Source organism: Roseococcus thiosulfatophilus (assembly GCF_017311575.1).
GTDB lineage: Bacteria > Pseudomonadota > Alphaproteobacteria > Acetobacterales > Acetobacteraceae > Roseococcus > Roseococcus thiosulfatophilus.
Map to the genome: position 1 here is coordinate 76783 of NZ_JAFFQY010000022.1, position 20591 is coordinate 97373.

Consider the following 20591-nt stretch of genomic DNA (forward strand, 5'->3'; position numbering starts at 1 on the left):
GCCCCGGGGGTGTGCCGGAGAGCATGTCGGCGCATATCTGGGGCGTGACCCATGCCCTGACCGTCGAGAACCTCGTCAAGCGCTATGCCCCCGGCCGCCCCCCGGCCGTGGACGGGCTGAGCTTCACCCTCACCGCCGGCACCACGCTCGGCCTGCTGGGCGGCAATGGCGCGGGCAAGACCACCACCATCGCCATGCTGCTGGGGCTGCTGCTGCCGACCTCGGGGCGCGTCGTGGCGCTGGGGCATGACATGGCGACGGACCGTTTCGCGGCGCTGGCGCGGATGAATTTTTCGTCCCCCTATATCTCCCTGCCGCACAAGCTGTCGGTGCGGGAGAACCTGCGGGTCTACGGGCATCTCTACGGCGTGCGGGGGCTGGAGGCGCGCATCGCCCGCCTCGCCGAGGAATTGCAGCTGACCGATTTCATCGAACGCCCGGCGGGGGACCTGTCCGCGGGGCAGAAGACGCGCGTGGCGCTGGCCAAGGCGCTGATCAACACACCTGCCCTGCTGCTGTTGGATGAGCCCACCGCCAGCCTCGACCCCGACACGGGCGACTGGGTCCGCACCCGGCTGGAGCGCTATCGGGACGAGACGGGCTGCGCCATCCTGCTCGCCAGCCACAACATGGCGGAGGTGGAGCGGCTCTGCGGCCATGTGCTGATGCTCAAGCAGGGGCGCGTCGTGGACCAGGGCAGCCCGGACGACCTCATCGCCCGCTACGGGCGGGACGATCTGGAGCAGGTGTTTCTCGACATCGCGCGCGGCACCCGCGCGGAGGCCCTGGCATGAACGCCGCCGCGCTGCGCCGCGTCTGGGGCCTGGTCTACCGGCACCTCGCGCTGTTCCGTCGCTCGCCGCCGCGCATCATCGAGCTGATGTACTGGCCCGCGCTTCAGATGGTGGTGTGGGGCTTCGTCACCGCCTACCTGGCCGGATTGCAGAACGACGTGACCAGCATCGCGGCCGGCGTGCTGATCGGCGGCGTGCTGCTGTGGGAGGCGGCGCTGCGGAGCCAGATGGGCTTCTCCATCTCCTTCCTGGAGGAGATCTGGTCGCGCAACCTGGGCCACATCTTCGTTTCGCCCATAAGGCCCGCCGAGATGGTGGCGGCGCTGATGACCATGAGCCTGCTGCGCGCCATGGTGGGCGTGATCCCGGCCATGGGGCTGGCCTGGGTGCTCTACGCCTTCAACATCTTCTCCATGGGGCCGGTGCTGGTGGCCTTCTTCGCCGCGCTGATCCTGATGGGCTGGGCGGTGGCGCTGGGCGTGACCTCGCTGATCCTGCGCTATGGCGCGGGGGCGGAGGCGCTGGCCTGGTCCGTGCTGTTCGGCATCACGCCCTTCGCCTGCGTCTTCTACCCGGTGGCGGTGCTGCCGGTGTGGCTGCAGCCCGTGGCGCTGATCCTGCCGGCCGCGCATGTCTTCGAGGGGATGCGCGCCGCGCTGACGCAGGGGGTCATCGCCTGGGACCATCTGGCCGCGGCCTATGCGCTGAACCTCGTCTGGATCACGGGCATGGCGGCGCTGTTCATGGGGCAGCTGCGCGGCGCGCGGGTGCGGGGCGCGTTGCTGAACATTGGCGAATAGGGCTCAGGCGCCGACGCTCACGTCCCGGTTCTGGCGCAGCGCGGCCGCCGTCTCGCTGACGGCGCGGCCCACGCGGGCGGCGAGCAGCTTGCGGTCGGGCACGGTCTCGGGCGCGAAGGGCGCGTGCATCACGACCGTGACGCGGGTGCCGGTGCGGCGCAGCAGGCGCCAGGCGTGGCTCGCCGTCTCCATGTCGCCATACCAGGCGAAGAGGGGGCGGTCGCGCCGCCCCACCGGCAGCCCGCCCAGCCGGTCGTAGACCAGGGTCACGGGCTGCACCTGCTGCGCCGCATTGGCCACGGCGAAGAAGGAGGAGCGGAAGGGCAGAACCCGGGCGCCGTCGCTCGTGGTGCCCTCGGGGAAGAGGATCAGGCTGTCGCCCGCCTCCATGCGCGCGCGCATCTCCTGCGCCTCGCTGCCCGTGCGGCCGCGGGTGCGGCTGACGAAGACCGTGCGCCCCAGCTTCGCCACCCAGCCGATGACAGGCCAGGTGCCCACCTCGCTCTTGCTGACGAAGCGTGCATCCAGCGTGGCGCCCAGCACCAATATGTCCAGCCAAGAGGAATGGTTGGAGACATAAAGCGTGCGCGGCGCCCCGGTCGGCCGGCCGATGACGCGCAGCTTCAGCCCGATGAGCCAGCACAGGGTGCGGTGGTAGAAGCGCGGGAAGGCGCTCTTGGCCGGGCCGGGCAGCAGCAGCAGCACGGCCTGGATGGGCATGCACAACAGGGTGAAGAGCAGCGCCGTGATCATCCGGCGCATGGCGCGCAGCCGGCCGCCTTCGGGCCGCTCGCCCAGCACGTCGTTCCAGATCGGCCCGGGCAGGCGCGGGCGGAAGCGCAGGGGGCGGCCGCGCCGGAGCCGTCGCGCGCCGGCGGCTGGCGTGCCCGGGGCAGGTCCGTCGAAGGCGGCAGCGTCAGGGTTCATCTGGGCAGCTATCCGCTTTGATCGGGTCAAGGCAATGACGGGATGACGACAGGATGATGAAGCCTGCGGCCGAACCCGGGGTTGTCCTGGGCCACAGGCGCGCGGCAAGGTCACGGAATGGAACCGGCCGGGAAACCCCTGCGAGTCGCGGTGCTGGGCGCGGGGCCGGCGGGCACCGCCATGGCCGCGCAGGCGGCCGCGCGGGGGCATGAGGCGGTGCTGTGGTCGCCGCGCGGCGGCGGCACGCGGCACATCCTGGGATCGGTGACGACGCGGGGGGCGCTGGCCGGGCGCTGGCCGGTGCGGGTGGCGGCCGATCTCGGCCGGGCCATGGAGGGCGCGGATGCCGTCCTCATCTGCCTGCCGCCCGCCGTGCTGCCGGGCGCGGTGGTGCGGATCGCGGGCGCGCTGCGGGGTGATCCGGCGCTGATCTTCGCGCCCTCGGGGGGGTTGGCCGGGCTGCTGCTGCAACGGGAATTGCTGGCGCGGGGCGGCGTGCCGCGCATCGGCGCCCTGCCCGCCCTGCCCCTGCTGGCGGAACGCAACAGCGATGGCAGCCTGTCGGTGACGGGGCAGCGGCCGCGCCTCTGGCTGGCGGGGCTGCCGGCCGCGGCGGCGCCGGCCCTGGCGGAACTGACCGCGCGCATCTTCGACGTGCCGGTGGACCCGCTGTCCGACATGCTGGCGGCGGGGCTGGCCGACCCCATGGCCTTGGTCGGCGCCGCGCGGCTGCTGGCCCCCGCGCGGATGGAGGAGGCCCCGCTGCGCCTGCTGGCCGCCTTTGGTCGGGAGCGCGACGCGCTGGCCGCCGCCTGCGGGCGCGTGCTGCCGGGTCTGGATGACCTGCTGGCCGGCACGGGCGCCTTGGCCGACCCACCCCTGGCCGAGACCTTGCACGGCCTGGAATTCCTGGCCGCGCTGGGCCGCGCCACGCGCACGCCCCTGCCGCTGCTGGGCGGGGCGCTGGCCATCCTGAAGGCGGGCATGGGGGGTGGGGCTTCCGCCCACCCGGTGCTGGCGGCGCTGGACGGGCCGACGCTGGCCCGCGCGCTGGGTTAGATTCGGATCGTCGCGCCCTGCGCGATGTCACCGCCGGCGACCAGGGACGCGATGGCCTCGCCCACGGAGTCGGGCTGGCGGATGGAGGCCGGGTCCTCGCCCGGGAAGGCGAAGGAGCGCAGCTTGGTGTTGACCGGCCCCGGGTCCAGCAGGGCCACGCGCAGCGGGGTGCGGGCGACCTCGGCGGCCCAGCAACCCACCAGATGCGCCGCCGCCGCCTTGGCCGCGCCGTAGAGGCCCCAATAGGCCTGGTCCGCCTGGCCGTCGGTCAGGAACAGCGCGCGGCCGGCGGGGGCGGCGCGCAGGGGCGGGTCGCAGGTGCGGATCAGGCGCCAGGCGGCCGTGGCGTTCACCGCCAGGCTGTCCGACCAGTCCTTGGGCACGATATGCGCGGCCGGCGTCAGCCGCGCGAGGTGGCCGGCCGCATGCACCAGGATGTCCAGCCGGCCGAAGCGTTCCACCAGCGAGGGGCCGATGGCGTCCATCTGGTCGGCCTCGCGGATGAGGTCCAGCGGCAGCAAGGTCGCGCTGCCGCCAATAGCCCGGATGGCGTCATCCGCCTCCTCCAGCGCGCCCTGGGTGCGGGCGGTCAGCACCACATGGGCGCCGCGCGCGGCCAGTGCCAAGGCCGTGGCGCGGCCAATCCCGCGCGAGGCGCCGGTGACCAGCGCCACCTGCCCCTTCAGTGTCGTGTCGTTCATGCGGGGATGGCGGCCTTGGCCTTGGATTCGGGGGCGTTCGACCAATCGGTCAACGGGATGGCGTAGTCGCCGGTGAAGCAGGCGTCGCAATAGGCGGGGCTGGCCGCGTCGCGTCCCGGCCGGCCCAGCGCGCGATACAGCCCGTCCAGCGAGATGAAGGCCAGGCTGTCCACGCCGATCAGCTTCGCCATGGCGTCCAGATCATGCTGGGCGGCCAGAAGCTGCGCGCGCTCGGGCGTATCAATCCCGTAGAAGCAGGAATGGGTGGTGGGCGGCGAGGAGATGCGCATGTGGACCTCCGCCGCGCCCGCGTTGCGCACCATCTCCACGATCTTCTTCGAGGTGGTGCCGCGCACGATGCTGTCATCCACCAGGATGACGCGCTTGCCCTCCAGCATGGCGCGGTTGGCGCTGTGCTTGAGCTTCACGCCCAGGTGGCGGATCTGGTCCGTGGGCTCGATGAAGGTGCGGCCCACATAGTGGTTGCGGATGATGCCGAGCTCGAAGGGAACGCCCGCCTCGGTGGCATAGCCCATGGCGGCGGGCACGCCGCTGTCGGGCACGGGCACGACCACATCGGCCGCCACATGGCTTTCGCGCGCCAACTCGGCGCCGATGCGCTTGCGCGTCTCATAGACCGGCGTGCCCTCGACCACGGAATCCGGCCGGGCGAAGTAGATGTATTCGAAGATGCAGAAGCGCGACGGGGCGGGCTGCATGGGGCTGAGGCTGCGGATGCCCTCGTCGTTGATGACGACGATCTCGCCTGGCTCGATGTCGCGCACGAATTCGGCGCCCACAATGTCCAGCGCGCAGGTCTCGCTGGCCAGCACCCAGCCCTCGTTCAGCTTGCCCAGCACCAAAGGCCGCACGCCCAGCGGGTCCCGCGCGCCGATCAGCGCGCCATTGTGCAGCGCGACCAGCGAATAGGCGCCCTGCACCTGCTTCAGCGCGTCAATCAGCCGGTCCACCACGTTGGAATAGAGGCTGATGGCGATGAGGTGGACGAAGACCTCGCTGTCCGTGCTGGACTGGAACAGGCAGCCGCGGCGCACCAGGGCGCGGCGGAGCTGGCCGGCATTGGTCAGGTTGCCGTTGTGCGCCACGGCGAGGCCGCCGAACTCGAAATCCGCGTAGAGGGGCTGGACGTTGCGCAACGCCGTCTCGCCCGTGGTGGCGTAGCGGTTGTGGCCGCAGGCGGCGCGGCCGGGCAGGCCCGCCATCACCTTGGCGTCGCCGAAGATGTCGCCGACGAGGCCGAGGCCGCGGTGGGAGTGGAACTCGCCCTTCTCGCTCAGCGCCACGATGCCCGAGGCCTCCTGGCCCCGGTGCTGGAGCGCGTGCAGGCCGAGCGCGGTCAGCGCCGCGGCATCCTTGCCGTTCCAGACGCCGATGACGCCGCATTCCTCGTGGAAATGGTCGTCGTCAGCCCCAAGACCGTGGGGCCCCAGGCCGTGGGGAGTGGAGAGGGTTTCGGCTTGGGGCATGCGCATGACCTTCAGATGCGGTCGCGGGCGGGCGGGCGCAACAGGTCATCCTGCGTGGGCATGCGGCGCTCGGGCGGTTCTGCTATGCGCGGGCGATACTCCTCGGGAAGCCTGTCCGCAAGCCAGCGCGCGCCCTCGACCACATAGGGCAGGGCCATGGCGTCCCGCACCGGCTCCGGCCAGCGGTCCACCGCCGGCACGAAGAGCCCCGCGATGACATAGGCCAGCACCGCCAGGAAGGCGCCGCGCGCCAGGCCGAAGAGGAAGCCCAGGGAACGGTCCAGCCCGCCCAGCGCGCTGTCCTGCACCCGGCCCGCGATGGCGTGGATGACCAGCTTCAGCACGATCAGCACCACCAGGAAGGTGCCGCCGATGACGATGGCATCGGCCAGCCAGTCGGGCTCCACCACGCCGGCCAGCAGGGGCGTGAGGCTTTCCTGGAGGGCGAAGGCCGCGAAGGCCGCGCCGATCCAGGCGGCCACGCCCAGGAATTCCTGCACGAAACCGCGCAGGAGGGAGAGGATGGCGGAAATCACCATCACGAAGAGGAGGACGCCGTCGACCCAGGTCATGATGCGGCGCGGTATAGCCGGATTGGGGCGGGACGTCAGGGGTGGGTTGACACGGCGCGCAATTGTAGCTACGTTTGCAGCAACAAAGCGTAGGCCAAGATCGGCCCGTGGGAGAACCGGATGTTTTTTGTCCCTTCCTGCCATGCGCAAGCACGGCGTCCCCACGTTGGAGTCTTTGATGACGTCCGAGAACGCAAACCAGATGTTCGAATGGGATGAGGCAAAGCGGCACGCCAACCTCGCCAAGCACGGCCTCGACTTCCTCGACGCGGACCTCGTCCTGGAAGGACCGCATCTCCTAACCGAGGCACGCACTGTGGACGGAGAGGTCCGCCATCTGGCCATCGGCCGCATCGCCGGCCGCCATGTGGCGATGATTTTCACCGAACGGGATGGCGCCATCCGCGTCATCTCCCTGCGAAAGGCACGACAACGTGAGCGCGAGCAACACCAAGCGGCTTTCGGCGACTGAGCTTCGCGAACGCCGCGCCAAGGGCGAAAGCCGCACCGACTGGGCCCGGGTGGACGCCAAGACCGAGGCCGAACTGGCGCGCGACATCGCCACCGATCCCGACTGGAAAAATATCCCGCCCGACTGGCACCTGGACGCGATCCCCGTCGCGCCCGGCACGAAGAAGCTGCTCTCCTTGCGGGTGGACCCGGATGTGGTCGATTGGTTCCGCGCCCAGGGGCCGGGCTACCAGACGCGCATGAACGCGGTGCTGCGCGCCTTCATGACGGCGGCGTCGAAGCCGCGGTAGCTGCGTCCAGTCGGCTTCGGCATCCGCCGAAGCCGTCAGCCGGCCGCCTTGGCGCCCCCGCCGCGCCGCACCGTCTGCGCCGCAAACGGCGCCACCAGGTCCGCCAGATGCCCGATCTCGGTCAGCCGCAGCCCCTCCACCGGGGCGGGCTGCTTGGACCCGCGCGCCACGCGCCGCGGCAGCACGGCCTGGCCGAAGCCCAGTTTCTGGGCCTCGCGCAGGCGCTGCTCGGCCTGGGACACCTGGCGCACCTCGCCCGAAAGCCCCACCTCGCCGAAATAGACGGCATCGGGCTCCGTGGGCCGGTCGGTCATGGCGGAGACCAGCGCCGCCGCTACCGCCAGATCCGCCGCCGGTTCGTTGATGCGCAGTCCGCCCGCGATGTTCAGATAGACATCGGCCTGGGCGAAGGTGAGGTTGCAGCGCGCCTCCAGCACGGCCAGCAGCATGTTGAGCCGCCCGCCATCCCAGCCCACCACCTGCCGGCGCGGCGAGCCGCCGGAGGATGGGGCCAGCAGCGCCTGCACCTCCACCAGCACCGGCCGCGTGCCCTCCAGCCCCGCGAAGACGGCGCTGCCCGAGATGTTGCCGCGCCGCTCGGCCAGGAAGAGCGCCGAGGGGTTGGGGACTTCCATCAGCCCGCCCTCGGTCATCTCGAAGACGCCGATCTCATCCGTCGCGCCGAAGCGGTTCTTCACGGCGCGCAGGATGCGGAACTGGTGGCCGCGGTCGCCTTCGAAATAGAGGGTGGCGTCCACCATGTGCTCCAGCACGCGGGGGCCGGCCAGGGTGCCCTCCTTGGTGACATGGCCCACCAGCACCAGCGCGAAGCCGCGTGATTTCGCCAGCCGGATCAGCTCGTTGGAGCAGGCGCGCACCTGGGCCACGGTGCCGGGCGCGGAATCCAGCGTGTCCAGCCACATGGTCTGGATGGAGTCGATCACCACCAGCGCGGCCTCGCGCTCATGCTCCAGCGTGGCCGTGATGTCGCGCAGCGCGCTGGCGGAGGCGAGGCCCATCGGGCTTTCGGTCAGCCCCAGGCGCTGGGCGCGCAGCCGCACCTGCGCCACCGCCTCCTCGCCCGAGATGTAGAGGACGCGCTTGCCCGCGCTGGCCATGCGCGCCGCCGCCTGGAGCAGGATGGTGGATTTGCCGATGCCCGGGTCACCCCCCACCAGCACGGCCGAGGCGGGCACGAAGCCGCCGCCCAGCACGCGGTCCAGCTCCGCGATGCCGGTCAGGTGCCGGGGCGGGGGCGCGGTCTCGCCCTGCAGGCCCAGGATGGTGATGCCCTTGCCCGGCGGGGCCTTGGCGCCGGGGCCGGGGCCGGTGCGGGCGGCCTCCTCGACCAGGGTGTTCCATTCGCCGCAGCCATCGCAGCGGCCCTGCCACTTGGGATGGACGGCGCCGCAGGACTGGCAGACGAAGCGGGTGCGTTCCTTCGCCATCAGGCTACCGGGCCGGCACGGGTACGGGTCGTCGCGTCATGCCATCGCTCCCAGGCGTTCGGTTCCAGCATCGCGGAAATTTCCGGATTCGTCTTGCCAGGCCGGGGTTGCATCGGCCCCCGCCAGCGGCCAGCCTTCCGGACAATAAACCGGAGGAAAAACCATGTCCTTGACCCGCCGCGCGGCGCTGATCGCACCTGCCGCAGGCCTGCTTGCCGCCCCCGGCATCCTGCGCGCCCAGTCGGGCACCATCCGTGTCGTGGTGGGCTTTCCCGCCGGTGGCGGCGTGGACGCCCTGGCCCGCCCCATCGCGCAGCGCTGGAGCGAGCGGCTGGGCCAGCCCGTCGTGATCGACAACCGCGCCGGCAACAACGGCAACATCGCCATGGATTTCGTCAGCAAGGCGCCGCCCGACGGCAACACCCTGTTCCAGGGCAATGTCGGCAATTTCGCCATGACCCACGCGCTGTTTCCCAACCTGACCTTCGACACCTCGCGCGATTTCCGCTTCGTGGGGCAGATCACCCTGGGCCCGCTGGTCTTCGTGGTGCATGCGGACAGCCCCATCCGGTCCATCCCGGACCTGATCGCGGCGGCGAGGGCGCGGCCGGGCGAGCTGAACTTCGGCTCCGGCGGCTCCGGTGGCGTGCCGCACCTGGCCTTCGAAGTGTGGAAGCGCCAGGCCGGCGTGGACATCGTGCATGTCCCCTATCGCGGCTCCGCCCCCGCCTTCCAGGACCTGCTGGGCGGCCGCACCCAGATGATGCTGGACGGCTACAGCGTGGTGCGCGGGGCGCATGAAGGGGGGCGCGTGCGCGTCATCGGCATCACCTCGGCCGAGCGCCACCCGCAGCTGCCCGATGTGCCCACGGTGCGCGAGCAGGGCATGGACTGGGTCTTCACCAGCTGGCAGGGCATCGCGGCGCCCACCGCCACGCCGGCGCCTGTCCGGCAGCGGCTGGAGGACAACCTCCGCTGGGTTTTCGAGAACACGGACCTGCCGCGGACGCTCACCAACCTGGGCACCTTCCCGCGCTTCGCCCCGGGGGCCGAGCTGGACGCCAGGCTGCGCGAGGACCGCGCCATGTGGACCGCGCTGGTGCGCGAGGTCGGCATCACCGCCGATTGAGGGCGGCAGGGGCGGGGCATGGCGCCCCGCCCCCACGCATATCAGTCCGCGAATTGGCCCGCGGCCTGGATCACCGGGCGCCAGCGGGCGACGTCAGCCTGCCAGAATTCGCGGTGGGCGGCGGGCGTCGCGCGCTCCTGCGCGACGGGGGCGGTGCCCAGCGCGGCGAAGCGCTCGACCAGCGAGGCCTCGCGCAGCGCCGCCTGAAGGGCCTGGGACAGGCGCTCCACCACGGGGGCGGGCGTGCCGCGCGGCGCATACATGCCGTGCCACACGCTGACCTCGAAGCCCGGCAGCCCGGCCTCGGCGGCCGTCGGCAGGTCACCCAGCGCGGACACACGCTCGCGCGTCGTCACCGCATAGGCGCGGATCTGGTTCGCGGAGATCTGCTGGGTGGTGTTGGTGGTCTGGTCGCACAGGATGTCCACGCGGCCGCCCATCAGGTCCGCCATGGCGGGCGCCGTGCCGCGATAGGGCACCGTGGTCAGCGGCACGTTCAGCGCCGACTGGAACAGGAGGCCGCAGAGGTGCGAGGCCGCGCCGATGCCGGCATTGGCGAGGTTGATGCGCTCGCGGTCACGGCGCACCACCTCGATCAATTCCTGGAGGTTGTTGGCCGGGAAGTCGCGCCGCGCCACGATGGTCATGGGCACTTCGGTGATGAGGCCGATGGTCTCGAAGCCGTTGATCGGGTCATAGGCCAGGCGGCGATACAGGGTGGGGATGGTGCTCATCCCGATGTGATGGATCAGCAGCGAATAGCCATCCGGCCGCGCCTGGGCGGTGCGCTGGGCGCCGAGGGTGCCGCCGGCGCCGGCCACGTTCTCCACGATCACGTTCTGGCCGAGATTGGCCGTCATTCCCTGGGCCACCAGCCGCGCCACCGTGTCGGTCGGCCCGCCGGCCGCGAAGGGCACCACGATGCTGAGGTTGCGCGTCGGGAAGGACTGGGCCGAGGCGATGGCAGGGGCGGCCAGCCCAAGACCGAGCGCCGGCAGGGCGCGGCGCGTGAATTGCGACATGGAGGTTTCTCCCGGGGGGATTCTGAGGATGACAGGCGATGTTTTGGTTTCGCCCCCCCGGGTTTGCAATAGGGCGTTTCGCCGCGCATAGGTTGGCCCATGAAGATCACGGCCCAAGACCTGCTGCGCCGCGGCGCCGAGCGCCACCGTGCCGGCAAGGTGGAGGAGGCGGAGAGCCTCTACCGCCGCGCGCTGCGCCTCGCCCCCGGCCACCCGGACGCGGAGAACCTGCTCTCCGTCTGCGCGCTGCAACGCGGCGACACGGCGGCGGCGGTGGAGCATTCGGCCCGGGCGCTGGCCGTGATGCCTGACAGCGCCATCTACCTGGCCAACCATGGCGCGGCGCTGGCCGCCGATGGCCAATTGCCCCAGGCCGTGGCCACCCTCCAGGCCGCGCTGGAACGCGAGCCTGATGACGTGACCAGCCTGCGCAACCTGGGCCAGGCGCTGACCGCGGGCGGGCAGCCGGAAGCGGCGCTGGGTCCGCTGCGCGAGGCGCATCGCCTCGCCCCCGCCTCGCCCGAGGTGGCGCTGACCCTGGCCCATGCCGCCCACCAGGCGGGCGAGGCCGAGGAGGCGCGCGCCGCCGCCCAGGCCGTGAAGGGGCCGCTCGCGACCCAGGCCGGCTTCCTGCTGGCCGCGCTGGGCGAGGCCCCCCTGCCCCCGCGGGCCCCCGCCGCCTTCGTGCGCGAGATGTTCGACGCCTTCGCCCCCCGCTTTGACCAGGATTTGGCCGAGGCGCTGGACTACCAGACCCCCGCCCTGCTGGCGGCGCTGCTGGAACCCGGCACCCGCGCCCGCGTGCTGGACCTGGGCTGCGGCACCGGGCTTTCCGGCGTGGCCCTGAAGCCCTTCGCGAAACGGCTGGAGGGGCTGGACCTCTCGCCCCGCATGCTGGACCGGGCCCGGGCGCGCGGCCTCTACGACGCGCTGCACGAGGCGGACCTGCTGGATTTCCTGCCGCGCCGCGCGACGGCCTATGACCTGGTCGCCGCCGCCGACGTGCTGAACTACCTGGGCGACCTCGCGCCCGCCCTGGCCGCCATCCGCGCCGCGCTGAAGCCGGGGGGCGAGGCGCTGTTCAGCATCGAGACGGGCGCGGCGCAGGTGGAGCTGGGCCAGGGGCTGCGCTTCCGGCACGATCCCGCGCATGTGGCGTCGCTCGCCGAGGCCGCGGGCCTCACGCCGCTGCGGCGGGAACCTGCGGTGCTGCGCCAGGAAAAGGGCGCCCCGGTGGAGGGCGCGCTGTTCCTGCTGCGCCGGCAACCCGCCCCGGGCTGATCGGTTAGCCCCCGAGGATGCGGCGGCCCTCCGTCGCGCAGATCCATCGGAGGCACCACATGGCCCGTAAATCCAAACCCCTGAACCAGCAGGTCATCGTCATCACCGGCGCGACCTCCGGCATCGGCCTCACCACCGCCTGCATGGCGGCGAAGCGCGGCGCGAAGGTCGTGATGGCCGCCCGCAACGAGGAGGCGCTCGAGACCATCTGTTCCGCCATCAAGGCGGCCGGCGGGCAATGCGCCACGGTCGTGGCCGATGTGGGTGTGCGCGAGGATGTCGAGAAGATCGCGCAGACCGCCATCACCACCTATGGCGGCTTCGACACCTGGGTGAACAATGCCGGCATCGGCGCCTATGCGAAGCTCGAGGAGATGTCCGACGAGGACCACCAGAAGCTGTTCCAGACGAATTACTGGGGCGTGGTCTATGGCTCGACGGTCGCGCTCAAGACGCTGAAGAAGCGGGGCGGCACGCTGATCAACATCGGCTCCATCTCCTCCGAGATGCCCTCGCCCATCCTCAGCGCCTACACGGCGTCGAAGTTCGCGGTGAAGGGCTTCACCGACAGCCTGCGCCTGGAGATGATCCATGAGGGCAGCCCGGCGCGCATCACGCTGATCCAGCCTTCGGGCATTGACACGCCCTTCGGCGAGCACGCGCAGAACTACATGGACGAGAAGAGCCAGGTGCCGCCGCCAGTCTACGCGCCGGAGGTGGTGGCCAAGGCCATCCTGCACGCCGCCGTCCATCCGACGCGTGACCTGGTGGTGGGTGGCTGGGGCCGCTTCATGATCGCGCTGACGCGCACCGTGCCGCTGCTGGCGGACCAGGTGTTCAGCTATTCCTTCTTCCGCACGGCCAGGCAGTCCGGCGTGCCGAAGCGGAACACCCCCAAGAACCTGCACAGCGCCGGCGAGGATGGGAAGCGCTATGGCGACCAGGGGCACACCTTCAACAGCAGCCTCTACACCACGGCGAAGATGTATCCCGTCACGTCGCTCGCGCTGATGACGGTGGGGGTGCTCGGCCTCGCGGCGCTGTGCCGTGGCACCGCGCGGGAAAGCTACTGGGACTATGCGCGCCGGATGGTGAACCATTACGGGCACGACGCCGGGCGCTACCTCGGCCGTCACGCCCATGAGGCCGGCCGCTACCTCGGCCGTCACGCCGACGAGGCGGGGCGTTATGCCAGTTCCCATGCCCGCGACGCCGGCCGCTATCTGAGCGACACCGCGGCCGAGCATGGGCTGGTGCGCCAGCGCGGCTGGATGCCCCGCTGGGACAACCGCACCTGGTTCGAGCGTGGCTATGACAATGCCCGCGACGCCGCCCAGCGGCTGCGGCACAGCGTCGGGCTCTAGCCTTGTGCAGGTGCCTGATCCGCGGCGGCGATTCCGCCGCCGCGGGATCAGGCGCCAACCTCAGACCCGGCGGAGCGGCACCCGCCAGGCCATCACGGCGGCCAGCGCCATGATGGCCGCCGCGCCGGCGAACATGGCGCGGTAGCCGTCCGAGAGGCCCGCCGCCATGGCGGCGCGCTCTGGCACGGGCAGGGCGGCGAGCGCCTCGCGCCCGCCGCGCAGGACGGTGGCGAAGCGTTCGGCCAGGACGGCATCGGCCAGGGCGAAGGTGCCGAAGATCACGGTGCCGAGGATGGCCGTCCCGGCCGCCGAACCAAGGTTGCGCATGAATTGAACCGATGCCGTGGCCACCCCCAGCTGGCTCGGCCCAGCCGCCACCTGCACCGTGGTCTGCACCACGGGGAAGGAGGTGCCGAAGCAGAAGCTCACCACCCCCAGCACCCAGGGCAGCCAGGCCAGCGGGATGCTCTGTCCCACGAAGGCCAGCCCCGAGAGCAGCACGGCCGAGGCCGTCAGCCCGATGGAGGGCAGCAGCATGTTCCGCCCCGTGCGCGCCATGAACTGCCCGGAAATCAACGCCCCCACGCCGCCGCCCACGCTCATCGGCAGCAGCAGCACGCCCACTGTCGCCAGCGGCACGTCCCGCACCGCGTAGAGGTAGAGCGGCAGGAAGGAGATGAGCGCCACCAGCACGCCCTGCACGCAGGCCGACAGGATGGACAGGCGCCAGATGGCCGGGTGCGCCAGCAGGGGCAAAGGCAGCAGCGGGTCGGGCATCCGGCGCTCGACCAGGCCCAGCGCCAGCAGGGCGCCCAGCGCCACCGCGCCGAACACCGCGGCCCAGACCGCCGCGTCCCAGCGCAGGGCCTGGATGCGGTCCAGCATCAGCACCAGCGTCAGCACGAAGACGGCGAAGAGCAGCGTGCCCGGCAGGTCGAAGCGGAAGCCGGCGCCGGAGGTGGGGCGGCGTGGCAGCAGCCAGGCCGCCACCGCCCCGAGCAGGACCAGCGGCAGCCCGGCCAGGAACACCGCCGGCCAGCCAAAGGCCTGGGTCAGCCACCCGCCCGCCAAAGGCCCGGTGGCGGAGGCGCTCATGAAGCAGGCCACGAGATAGGCCTGGTAGCGGCCGCGCTCCCGCGGGGGCAGGCTCTCGCCGATCAGGGCCATGGCCAGCGTCAGCAGCGCCCCGCCGCCGAAGCCCTGCAGCAGGCGGGCGGCCAGCAGCCCCTCAAAGCTGGGCGCGAGCCCCGCGGCCAGCATGCCCACCCCCTGCATGGCGAAGCCCACCAGCAGCATGTGCCGCCGGCCGAAGGCATCGCCCAGGCGGCCGAAGACGGGGGCGGCGATGGTGGCCGCGATGAGATAGGCCACCACCACCCAGGAAATGCGCTCCACCACCCCGAACTCCGCCGCCATGGCGGGCAGGGCGGTGGCAGTGATGGTGGTGTCTATGGCCGGGATGAAGATGGCCACCGCGATGGTGGGGAAGGCCCGCAGGAAGGACCGCCGGGCTTCGGCGGGGGAGAAGGCGGGCCGGGGGGTCATGCCCTCAGGCTACCGCGCTTCGCCCCATTTCGAGAAATTTGTCGCGCCGCCGGGCCTTTAGCGTGGGTCCGTCCAGTTTCAGCAGCGGGTCCAGCGCCGCCGCCACCGCATCGCCCACGCTGGCGAGCGTGGCGGCGGTGTCGCGGTGGGCGCCGCCCAGCGGCTCCGTGATGACGGTGTCGATCAGGTTGAGGCGCTTGAGGTCCTCGGCCGTCAGCTTCAGCGCCTCGGCGGCCTGGGGCGCCAGCGTCGCGTCGCGCCACAGGATGCTGGCGCAGCCCTCGGGGCTGATGACGGAATAGATGGCGTGCTCCAGCATCAGCACCCGGTCGGCGGTGGCGAGCGCGATGGCCCCGCCCGACCCCCCCTCGCCGATGATGGTGGCCACGAAGGGCACCGGCGCCTCCAGCCCCGCCTCGATGGAGCGGGCAATGGCTTCCGCCTGGCCGCGCGCCTCGGCCTCGATGCCCGGGAAGGCGCCGGAAGTGTCCACGAAGGAGAGAATCGGCAGGTTGAAGCGGCCCGCCAGCTGCATGATGCGCCGGGCCTTGCGGTAGCCCTCGGGCTTGGCCATGCCGAAATTGTGCTTCACCCGGGTTTCGGTGTCATGGCCCTTCTCGGTGCCCAGCACGGCCACCGGGCGGCCACGGAACCGGCCCAACCCGCTGATGATGGCCGCGTCCTCCCCGAAGGCGCGGTCGCCGGCGAGCGGCGTCCAGTCCTCGATCAGCGCCTCCACGTAGTGCAGGCATTTGGGGCGTTCGGGGTGGCGGGCCACCTGGGCCTTCTGCCAGGGGGTGAGCTTGGCGTAGGTGGCCGCCAGCAGCTTCTCGGCCTTGTCGCGGAGCTTCTCGATCTCCTCGTGCAGGTCCAGCCCGCCCGCATCCGTGGTGCGGCGCAGCTCCTCGAGCTTGCCTTCCAGCTCGGCGATGGGTTTTTCGAAGTCGAGGAAGTGGCGCATGGGGGTGCCGCTTAGCCGAAACCCCGCCGCGCGAGAACTGCCACCCCCGAAGGATTGCATGCCTGTGACGCAAGGCCCCCGCCCCGGGCCGGAGGCCCGCCCCCGCGTATTGGCGCGGCCCCGGCCCGGCCATAGGATGCGCCCGCCTTTCACACCGCTTCAGGAATTGACCATGCCCACCCTCGCCAGTCGCCTCGCCGATGTCCAGGTTTCCGCTTCCGTCGTCATGGGGATGAAGGCGCGGGAACTGGCCGCCCAGGGCATCAAGGTCATCGCGCTGAACTCCGGCGAGCCCGATTTCGCCACCCCCGCCCATGCCATCGAGGCCGCCCACCAGGCGGCGCTGAAGGGCGACACCAAGTATCCGCCCCAGGGCGGCACGCCGGCCTTCAAGGCGGCCATCCGCCGGAAGTTCAAGCGGGACAACAACCTGGACTTCTCGGATGACGAGATCCTGGTCACCAATGGCGGCAAGCAGGCCATCTACAACGCCCTGATGGCGACCCTCGATCCGGGCGACGAGGTGGTGATCCCCGCCCCCTACTGGATCAGCTACGCGGACATGGCGAAGGTGGCGGGCGGCGTGCCGGTGACCGTGAACTGCCCGCAGAACAACGGCTTCAAGCTCCGCCCCGAGGATCTGGAGGCGGCCATCACCCCCAATACCAAGTGGGTGATGCTGAACTTCCCGAACAACCCGACGGGTGCCGCCTGCTCGCGCGCCGAGATGAAGGCGCTGGCCGATGTGCTGATGCGCCACCCCCATGTCTGGGTCATGACCGACGACATGTATGAGCACCTCGTCTATGACGGGTTCGAGTTCTGCACGATCGCCGAGGTGGAGCCGGGCCTGCGCGACCGCACGCTGACGGTGAACGGCGCATCCAAGACCTATGCCATGACGGGCTGGCGCATCGGCTTCTGCGGGGGCCCCAAGAACCTCATCAAGGCCATGTTCAACATGCAGGGCCAGGCGACCTCGGGCGTCTCCACCATCGGCCAGGCCGCCGCCGCCGCCGCGCTGGACGGCCCGCAGGACCTGGTGAAGGAGCGTGCGGCCGAATACCTGGCCCGCCGCGACTTCGTGGTGGATGCGCTGAACCAGTGCCCGGGGATTGTCTGCCACAAGCCCGAGGGCGCCTTCTACGTCTTCCCGAACGTGTCCGGCTGCCTGGGCAAGACCACCAAGGCCGGCACCAAGATCACGACCGACACTGAGCTGGCCATGGCCCTGCTGGAGGAGGCGCATGTGACGGTGGTGCAGGGCAGCGCCTATGGCATGTCGCCCTACATCCGCATCAGCTACGCCACCAACATGGGCGAACTGACCGAGGCGATGGCCCGCATCAAGGCCTTCTGCGAGGCACTGCGCTGAGCATGGGGGTCGCCATCCGTCCCGGCCGCGATGGCGATGCCGAGGCCTTCATCCGGCTGATCCGCGACGCCTGGGCGGAGTTCCCAGGCTGCATCTTCGACCTGGACGCGGAACTGCCGGAGCTTCGCGCGCTCGCCACCTATTTCGCCGGCAGCGGCGGGGCCCTGTGGCTGAGCGAGGACGGGCAGGGCATGGTCGCCACCCGTCCGCTGGGCGCCGATGATGCCTGGGAGATCTGCCGGCTTTATGTGGATGCGGGGGCGCGGGGCAGCGGCCTCGCGCACCGGCTGCTGGACACGGCCGAGGCCCATGCCCGCGCGGCCGGCGCCGAGCGCCTGGTGCTCTGGACCGACACGCGCTTCGAGGCGGCGCATGCCTTCTACGAGAAGCGCGGCTATGTCCGGTCCGGCGCCATCCGCATCCTGGATGACCTCTCGAAGTCGCTAGAATTCCGCTACGCCAAGCCGCTGAAGGGCTTGGTGGTGGAGGCGCTGGACGCCGCCGCCGCCGCCAGCGCGGAACGGCGGTTGGCCGACATCCTGATCGGCTGCGTGGCGGAGGGGGCCTCCGTCTCCTTCCTGCCGCCCATGTCGCGCGAGAAGGCGCGGGGCTTCTGGAAGCGCGTCAGCACCGAGGTCGCGCAGAACCACCGGCTGCTGCTGGTGGCCTGGCTGGATGGCGTGCTGGCCGGCACGGTGCAGCTTCACCTGGACAGCCAGGAGAACCAGCCGCACCGCGTCGAGGTGGAGAAGCTGCTGGTGGACCCGGCCCTGCGCCGGCGCGGCGTGGGCACCGCCCTGGTGCGCCGCGCCGAGCAGGCGGCGGAACGCCTGGGCCGCAAGCTGCTGACACTCGACACCCGCGGCGGCGAGGCGGGCGAGGCGCTGTATCGCCGCCTGGGCTGGCGGGAAGCGGGGCGCATCCCGCGCTGCGAACTGGATGCGCGGCGCGAGAAGCAGGACGTGGTCTTCTTCTTCAAGGAGGTCCCCGCATGATCAGCCCCGCCCATGTCCGCGCCATGGCCGCCTACAATGCGGAGATGAACCGCCGGAGCTACGACGCGGCCGCCACGCTGACGGACGCCCAGCGGCGCGAGGATGGAGGCGCCTTCTTCGGCAGCATCCACGCCACGCTGTGCCACCTGCTCTGGGGCGACAGCATCTGGATGCACCGCTTCGCGGGCTGGGAACGCCCGGCGGGCGGCATCGCGGAGAGCACGCGGCTGGTGGAGGACTGGGACGCGCTGCGCGCCGCCCGCGCCGCGCTGGATGCCCGCATGCAGGGCTGGGCGGCCGCGCTGACGCCGGCCGATCTCGAAGGCGACCTGACCTGGTTCAGCGGCGCCACGGGCCGCGAGATGCGCCGGCCGCGCTGGCTGCTGGTGACGCATCTGTTCAACCACCAGACGCACCATCGTGGGCAGGTGCATGCGCTGCTGACGCGCTTCGGCGCGAAGACCCAGGACACGGATTTACCCTGGCTGATCGCGGAAGCCGACTGGAGCTGAAGCTCCGTCCGGCGCGAGGTTCGCGCGCTACGGCGTCTTCAGCGTCAGCCCGCCATCCACGATGATCTCCGCGCCCGTGACGTATTTCGCCTCGTCGGAGGCGAGATACAGCGCCGCATAGGCGATGTCCCAGGCATCGCCCATCCGTCCCATCGGCGGCTGCGCGTTGCGCTTCGCGATGATGGAAGCGACATCGCCGCCCGTGCGCTGGCCTGCCAGCCGCGCCTCGACCAGCGGCGTGTGCATCAGCCCGGGTGTGACGACATTGCAGCGCACGCCCTGGGCCGCATAGCGCACCGCGATCATCCGGCTCAGCGCCGTGACACCCGACTTCGACGCCGCATAGGCCATCAGGTCATTGCCGATGTTCCGGTGCGCGGCGACGGAGGACAGGTTCACGATCGCGCCCCCGCCCTGCTTCACCATGATGGGCAGCACCGCGCGGGTGGAGAGATGCACGTAGTGCAGGTTGTGGTGGAACTGCTTGTGCCACGCCTCGGGCGTCAGCTCCTCGGGCCCGCCGGGCACGCTGCCGCCCACATTGTTCACCAGGATATCAATGCGCCCGAAGGCGGCCATCGTGGCCTCCACGATTCGCGTGATCTCGGCCTCCTGCGTGACGTCGGCGGCGAGGGCGAAAGCCTGCCCACCCTCGGCGGCGATCATGGCGGTGGTCTCCTTCGCCGCCTCCATCCGATAGTCCACGCAGGCCACCTGCGCGCCCTCGCGCGCGAAGAGCAGCGCCATCGCGCGCCCATTGCCGACGCCCACGCCGACCGAGCCCGCGCCCAGGATCAGGGCGCGCTTGCCCGCGAGACGCCCGCTCACTTCGCGTTGCCCTCGCGCAGCCAGCGGATGAGGCGCCCGAGCCCCTCGCGCATGTCCACCTCGGGCTTCCAGCCGATGGCGGCATGCGCCTTCTCATGCGCGATGCGGAAGGCGCCGCCGGAGGTGAGGCGCACCTTCCCCGGCTCATCCCCCACGAAGCGCGGCGCGGGGCCGCCGCCGGCCAGTTCCGTGACCAGCTCCACCAGCTGCTTCGTCGTGATGGGCGCGGGGCCGGAGCAATTCACCGCGACATCGCTGGCCGCGCTCTCGAAGGCCATGCGGTTGGCGCGCGCCAGGTCGCCCACATAGACGAAGTGCTTCGTCTCGCTGCCATCGCCGAAGATTTCGGGCGGCTCGCCCTTCGCCAGCTTCTCCAGCGTCTCGATGATGTAGAGGGCGTTGGCCGCGCGGTGGTGCTGCCGCTCGCCATAGACGGTCGAATAGCGCAGCACGACATGCGGCAGGCCGCGCTTCTTCGTGTAGGTGCGGCAGAGCTGCTCACCGATGATCTTAGTGGCGCCGTAGAGGATGGCGGCGGGCGGCGCACCTTCGCTGAAGAAGGGCGTGGTCTCGATCAGGTCGCCCTTGATGCCTGGCCCATAGCCATAGACCGCGTTGGAGGAGGCGAAGACCACCTTCTTCACCCCACGCGCCGAGGCCGCCTCCAGCGCATTCTGCACGCCGTGGATGTTCACGTCCAACCCGCCCCAGGGGTCGCGGTCCATGTTCAGCGTCATGTAGGCGGCCAGAAGCAGGGCGCCGTCCATGCCCTCCATGGCGGCGAGCAGGTCGGCCATCCGCATCACGTCGCCGCGCACCACGGTCAGGCGCGGATTGTCGCGCAGATGCGCCACGGCCGTCTCGGCGCCCATGGAGAAATTGTCGAAGAGGCGCACCTCGGCGGCACCCGCATCCAGCAACTCCGCCGCCGTGGCGGACCCCACCAGGCTGCCGCCGCCGATGATCACGAAACGCCCGCCGGACACTGGCACAGAAGCCACGCTCTTCCTCCATCATTCCCTTGCTTGGG

21 protein-coding genes are annotated in these 20591 nt (G+C 71.1%); 11 read left to right on the top strand and 10 right to left on the bottom strand.

Annotation, left to right across the window (positions count from 1 at the left end; all coding sequences use genetic code 11):
- Positions 1–44: 44 nt before the first annotated feature.
- Together JTN19_RS09590 and JTN19_RS09595 are read left to right on the top strand one after the other, a co-directional pair.
- Positions 45–794 carry an ABC transporter ATP-binding protein gene (locus tag JTN19_RS09590; protein WP_340643304.1) on the top strand — a complete coding sequence of 250 codons (750 nt, stop codon included), beginning with the start codon at positions 45–47 and terminating at the stop codon, positions 792–794.
- Positions 791–1594: an ABC transporter permease gene (locus tag JTN19_RS09595; protein ID WP_206931787.1), complete on the top strand. Its 804-nt coding sequence runs from the start codon at positions 791–793 to the stop codon at positions 1592–1594. The genes JTN19_RS09590 and JTN19_RS09595 overlap by 4 nt, the downstream gene beginning before the upstream one ends.
- A 3-nt stretch (positions 1595–1597) precedes the next feature.
- Here the strand turns inward: JTN19_RS09595 and JTN19_RS09600 are convergent, their stop codons facing one another.
- A complete protein-coding gene (locus JTN19_RS09600; protein ID WP_206931788.1) occupies positions 1598–2521 on the bottom strand; it encodes a lysophospholipid acyltransferase family protein in 924 nt (307 codons plus the stop codon).
- A 117-nt stretch (positions 2522–2638) separates the two neighbouring features.
- On the opposite strand from JTN19_RS09600, the gene JTN19_RS09605 reads away from it, so the two are divergent.
- Positions 2639–3580: an NAD(P)-binding domain-containing protein gene (locus tag JTN19_RS09605; protein ID WP_206931789.1), complete on the top strand. Its 942-nt coding sequence runs from the start codon at positions 2639–2641 to the stop codon at positions 3578–3580.
- Here the strand turns inward: JTN19_RS09605 and JTN19_RS09610 are convergent.
- Genes JTN19_RS09610 through JTN19_RS09620 form a run of 3 tightly spaced genes read right to left on the bottom strand, consistent with a single transcriptional unit; the run spans position 3577 to position 6340 of the window.
- On the bottom strand, positions 3577–4281 hold the full coding sequence (locus JTN19_RS09610) for an SDR family NAD(P)-dependent oxidoreductase (protein ID WP_206931794.1): 705 nt from the start codon (positions 4279–4281) through the stop codon (positions 3577–3579). The genes JTN19_RS09605 and JTN19_RS09610 overlap by 4 nt on opposite strands.
- A complete protein-coding gene (purF, locus tag JTN19_RS09615; RefSeq protein ID WP_242531048.1) occupies positions 4278–5768 on the bottom strand; it encodes an amidophosphoribosyltransferase in 1491 nt (496 codons plus the stop codon). The genes JTN19_RS09610 and purF overlap by 4 nt, the downstream gene beginning before the upstream one ends.
- An 11-nt stretch (positions 5769–5779) precedes the next feature.
- Positions 5780–6340: a CvpA family protein gene (locus JTN19_RS09620; RefSeq protein ID WP_206931798.1), complete on the bottom strand. Its 561-nt coding sequence runs from the start codon at positions 6338–6340 to the stop codon at positions 5780–5782.
- 178 nt (positions 6341–6518) lie between these two features.
- Here JTN19_RS09620 and JTN19_RS09625 point away from each other — a divergent pair, with 178 nt between their 5' ends.
- Entirely contained in the window at positions 6519–6812 is a 294-nt protein-coding gene (locus JTN19_RS09625) for a BrnT family toxin (protein WP_242531022.1), read from the top strand.
- Entirely contained in the window at positions 6775–7101 is a 327-nt protein-coding gene (locus JTN19_RS09630; protein WP_340643305.1) for a BrnA antitoxin family protein, read from the top strand. Before JTN19_RS09625 ends, JTN19_RS09630 begins: the two co-directional genes overlap by 38 nt.
- 35 nt (positions 7102–7136) lie before the next feature.
- Here the strand turns inward: JTN19_RS09630 and radA are convergent, their stop codons facing one another.
- Positions 7137–8549 (bottom strand): DNA repair protein RadA, encoded by a 1413-nt coding sequence (gene radA, locus JTN19_RS09635; protein ID WP_206931802.1) that lies wholly within the window; start codon positions 8547–8549, stop codon positions 7137–7139.
- A gap of 163 nt (positions 8550–8712) precedes the next feature.
- Between radA and JTN19_RS09640 the strand changes: the two genes are divergently transcribed.
- Complete coding sequence (locus tag JTN19_RS09640; RefSeq protein ID WP_206931804.1) at positions 8713–9678, top strand: Bug family tripartite tricarboxylate transporter substrate binding protein; 966 nt, start codon at positions 8713–8715, stop codon at positions 9676–9678.
- A 41-nt stretch (positions 9679–9719) separates the two neighbouring features.
- Here JTN19_RS09640 and JTN19_RS09645 read toward each other — a convergent pair whose 3' ends face one another.
- On the bottom strand, positions 9720–10700 hold the full coding sequence (locus JTN19_RS09645) for a tripartite tricarboxylate transporter substrate binding protein BugD (protein ID WP_206931806.1): 981 nt from the start codon (positions 10698–10700) through the stop codon (positions 9720–9722).
- A gap of 99 nt (positions 10701–10799) precedes the next feature.
- Here JTN19_RS09645 and JTN19_RS09650 point away from each other — a divergent pair, with 99 nt between their 5' ends.
- Both JTN19_RS09650 and JTN19_RS09655 read left to right on the top strand, forming a co-directional pair.
- On the top strand, positions 10800–11981 hold the full coding sequence (locus JTN19_RS09650; RefSeq protein ID WP_206931809.1) for a methyltransferase: 1182 nt from the start codon (positions 10800–10802) through the stop codon (positions 11979–11981).
- Between the two features lie 59 nt (positions 11982–12040).
- Positions 12041–13345: an SDR family oxidoreductase gene (locus tag JTN19_RS09655; RefSeq protein ID WP_206931811.1), complete on the top strand. Its 1305-nt coding sequence runs from the start codon at positions 12041–12043 to the stop codon at positions 13343–13345.
- 60 nt (positions 13346–13405) lie between these two features.
- Here JTN19_RS09655 and JTN19_RS09660 read toward each other — a convergent pair whose 3' ends face one another.
- Positions 13406–14890, bottom strand: coding sequence for an MFS transporter (locus tag JTN19_RS09660; protein WP_206931813.1), 1485 nt, complete (start codon positions 14888–14890; stop codon positions 13406–13408).
- A gap of 4 nt (positions 14891–14894) precedes the next feature.
- The gene (locus JTN19_RS09665) at positions 14895–15851 is read right to left on the bottom strand and encodes an acetyl-CoA carboxylase carboxyltransferase subunit alpha (RefSeq protein ID WP_191083311.1); all 957 of its coding nucleotides are present in this window, start codon (positions 15849–15851) and stop codon (positions 14895–14897) included.
- Positions 15852–16023: 172 nt separating this feature from the next.
- Here JTN19_RS09665 and JTN19_RS09670 point away from each other — a divergent pair, with 172 nt between their 5' ends.
- The 3 genes from JTN19_RS09670 to JTN19_RS09680 are packed head-to-tail and all read left to right on the top strand — an operon-like array spanning position 16024 to position 18733.
- On the top strand, positions 16024–17226 hold the full coding sequence (locus JTN19_RS09670; protein ID WP_206931815.1) for a pyridoxal phosphate-dependent aminotransferase: 1203 nt from the start codon (positions 16024–16026) through the stop codon (positions 17224–17226).
- 2 nt (positions 17227–17228) lie between these two features.
- Entirely contained in the window at positions 17229–18221 is a 993-nt protein-coding gene (locus tag JTN19_RS09675; RefSeq protein WP_206931817.1) for a GNAT family N-acetyltransferase, read from the top strand.
- On the top strand, positions 18218–18733 hold the full coding sequence (locus tag JTN19_RS09680; RefSeq protein WP_206931820.1) for a DinB family protein: 516 nt from the start codon (positions 18218–18220) through the stop codon (positions 18731–18733). Before JTN19_RS09675 ends, JTN19_RS09680 begins: the two co-directional genes overlap by 4 nt.
- A 27-nt stretch (positions 18734–18760) precedes the next feature.
- On the opposite strand, the gene JTN19_RS09685 is transcribed toward JTN19_RS09680, so the two are convergent.
- Both JTN19_RS09685 and JTN19_RS09690 read right to left on the bottom strand, forming a co-directional pair.
- Complete coding sequence (locus tag JTN19_RS09685; protein WP_206931822.1) at positions 18761–19561, bottom strand: SDR family oxidoreductase; 801 nt, start codon at positions 19559–19561, stop codon at positions 18761–18763.
- A complete protein-coding gene (locus JTN19_RS09690; protein WP_206931824.1) occupies positions 19558–20562 on the bottom strand; it encodes an NAD-dependent epimerase/dehydratase family protein in 1005 nt (334 codons plus the stop codon). The genes JTN19_RS09685 and JTN19_RS09690 overlap by 4 nt, the downstream gene beginning before the upstream one ends.
- Between the last annotated feature and the right edge of the window lie 29 nt (positions 20563–20591).

Coding starts and splice junctions, on each gene's coding strand:
- JTN19_RS09610 (WP_206931794.1), bottom strand. CDS start 4,281: ATGAACGACACGACACTGAAGGGGCAGGTGGCGCTGGTCACCGGCGCC.
- radA (WP_206931802.1), bottom strand. CDS start 8,549: ATGGCGAAGGAACGCACCCGCTTCGTCTGCCAGTCCTGCGGCGCCGTC.
- JTN19_RS09675 (WP_206931817.1), top strand. CDS start 17,229: ATGGGGGTCGCCATCCGTCCCGGCCGCGATGGCGATGCCGAGGCCTTC.
- JTN19_RS09655 (WP_206931811.1), top strand. CDS start 12,041: ATGGCCCGTAAATCCAAACCCCTGAACCAGCAGGTCATCGTCATCACC.
- JTN19_RS09595 (WP_206931787.1), top strand. CDS start 791: ATGAACGCCGCCGCGCTGCGCCGCGTCTGGGGCCTGGTCTACCGGCAC.
- JTN19_RS09670 (WP_206931815.1), top strand. CDS start 16,024: ATGCCCACCCTCGCCAGTCGCCTCGCCGATGTCCAGGTTTCCGCTTCC.
- JTN19_RS09665 (WP_191083311.1), bottom strand. CDS start 15,851: ATGCGCCACTTCCTCGACTTCGAAAAACCCATCGCCGAGCTGGAAGGC.
- JTN19_RS09620 (WP_206931798.1), bottom strand. CDS start 6,340: ATGACCTGGGTCGACGGCGTCCTCCTCTTCGTGATGGTGATTTCCGCC.
- JTN19_RS09650 (WP_206931809.1), top strand. CDS start 10,800: ATGAAGATCACGGCCCAAGACCTGCTGCGCCGCGGCGCCGAGCGCCAC.
- JTN19_RS09640 (WP_206931804.1), top strand. CDS start 8,713: ATGTCCTTGACCCGCCGCGCGGCGCTGATCGCACCTGCCGCAGGCCTG.
- purF (WP_242531048.1), bottom strand. CDS start 5,768: ATGCCCCAAGCCGAAACCCTCTCCACTCCCCACGGCCTGGGGCCCCAC.
- JTN19_RS09680 (WP_206931820.1), top strand. CDS start 18,218: ATGATCAGCCCCGCCCATGTCCGCGCCATGGCCGCCTACAATGCGGAG.
- JTN19_RS09600 (WP_206931788.1), bottom strand. CDS start 2,521: ATGAACCCTGACGCTGCCGCCTTCGACGGACCTGCCCCGGGCACGCCA.
- JTN19_RS09645 (WP_206931806.1), bottom strand. CDS start 10,700: ATGTCGCAATTCACGCGCCGCGCCCTGCCGGCGCTCGGTCTTGGGCTG.
- JTN19_RS09660 (WP_206931813.1), bottom strand. CDS start 14,890: ATGACCCCCCGGCCCGCCTTCTCCCCCGCCGAAGCCCGGCGGTCCTTC.
- JTN19_RS09605 (WP_206931789.1), top strand. CDS start 2,639: ATGGAACCGGCCGGGAAACCCCTGCGAGTCGCGGTGCTGGGCGCGGGG.
- JTN19_RS09625 (WP_242531022.1), top strand. CDS start 6,519: ATGACGTCCGAGAACGCAAACCAGATGTTCGAATGGGATGAGGCAAAG.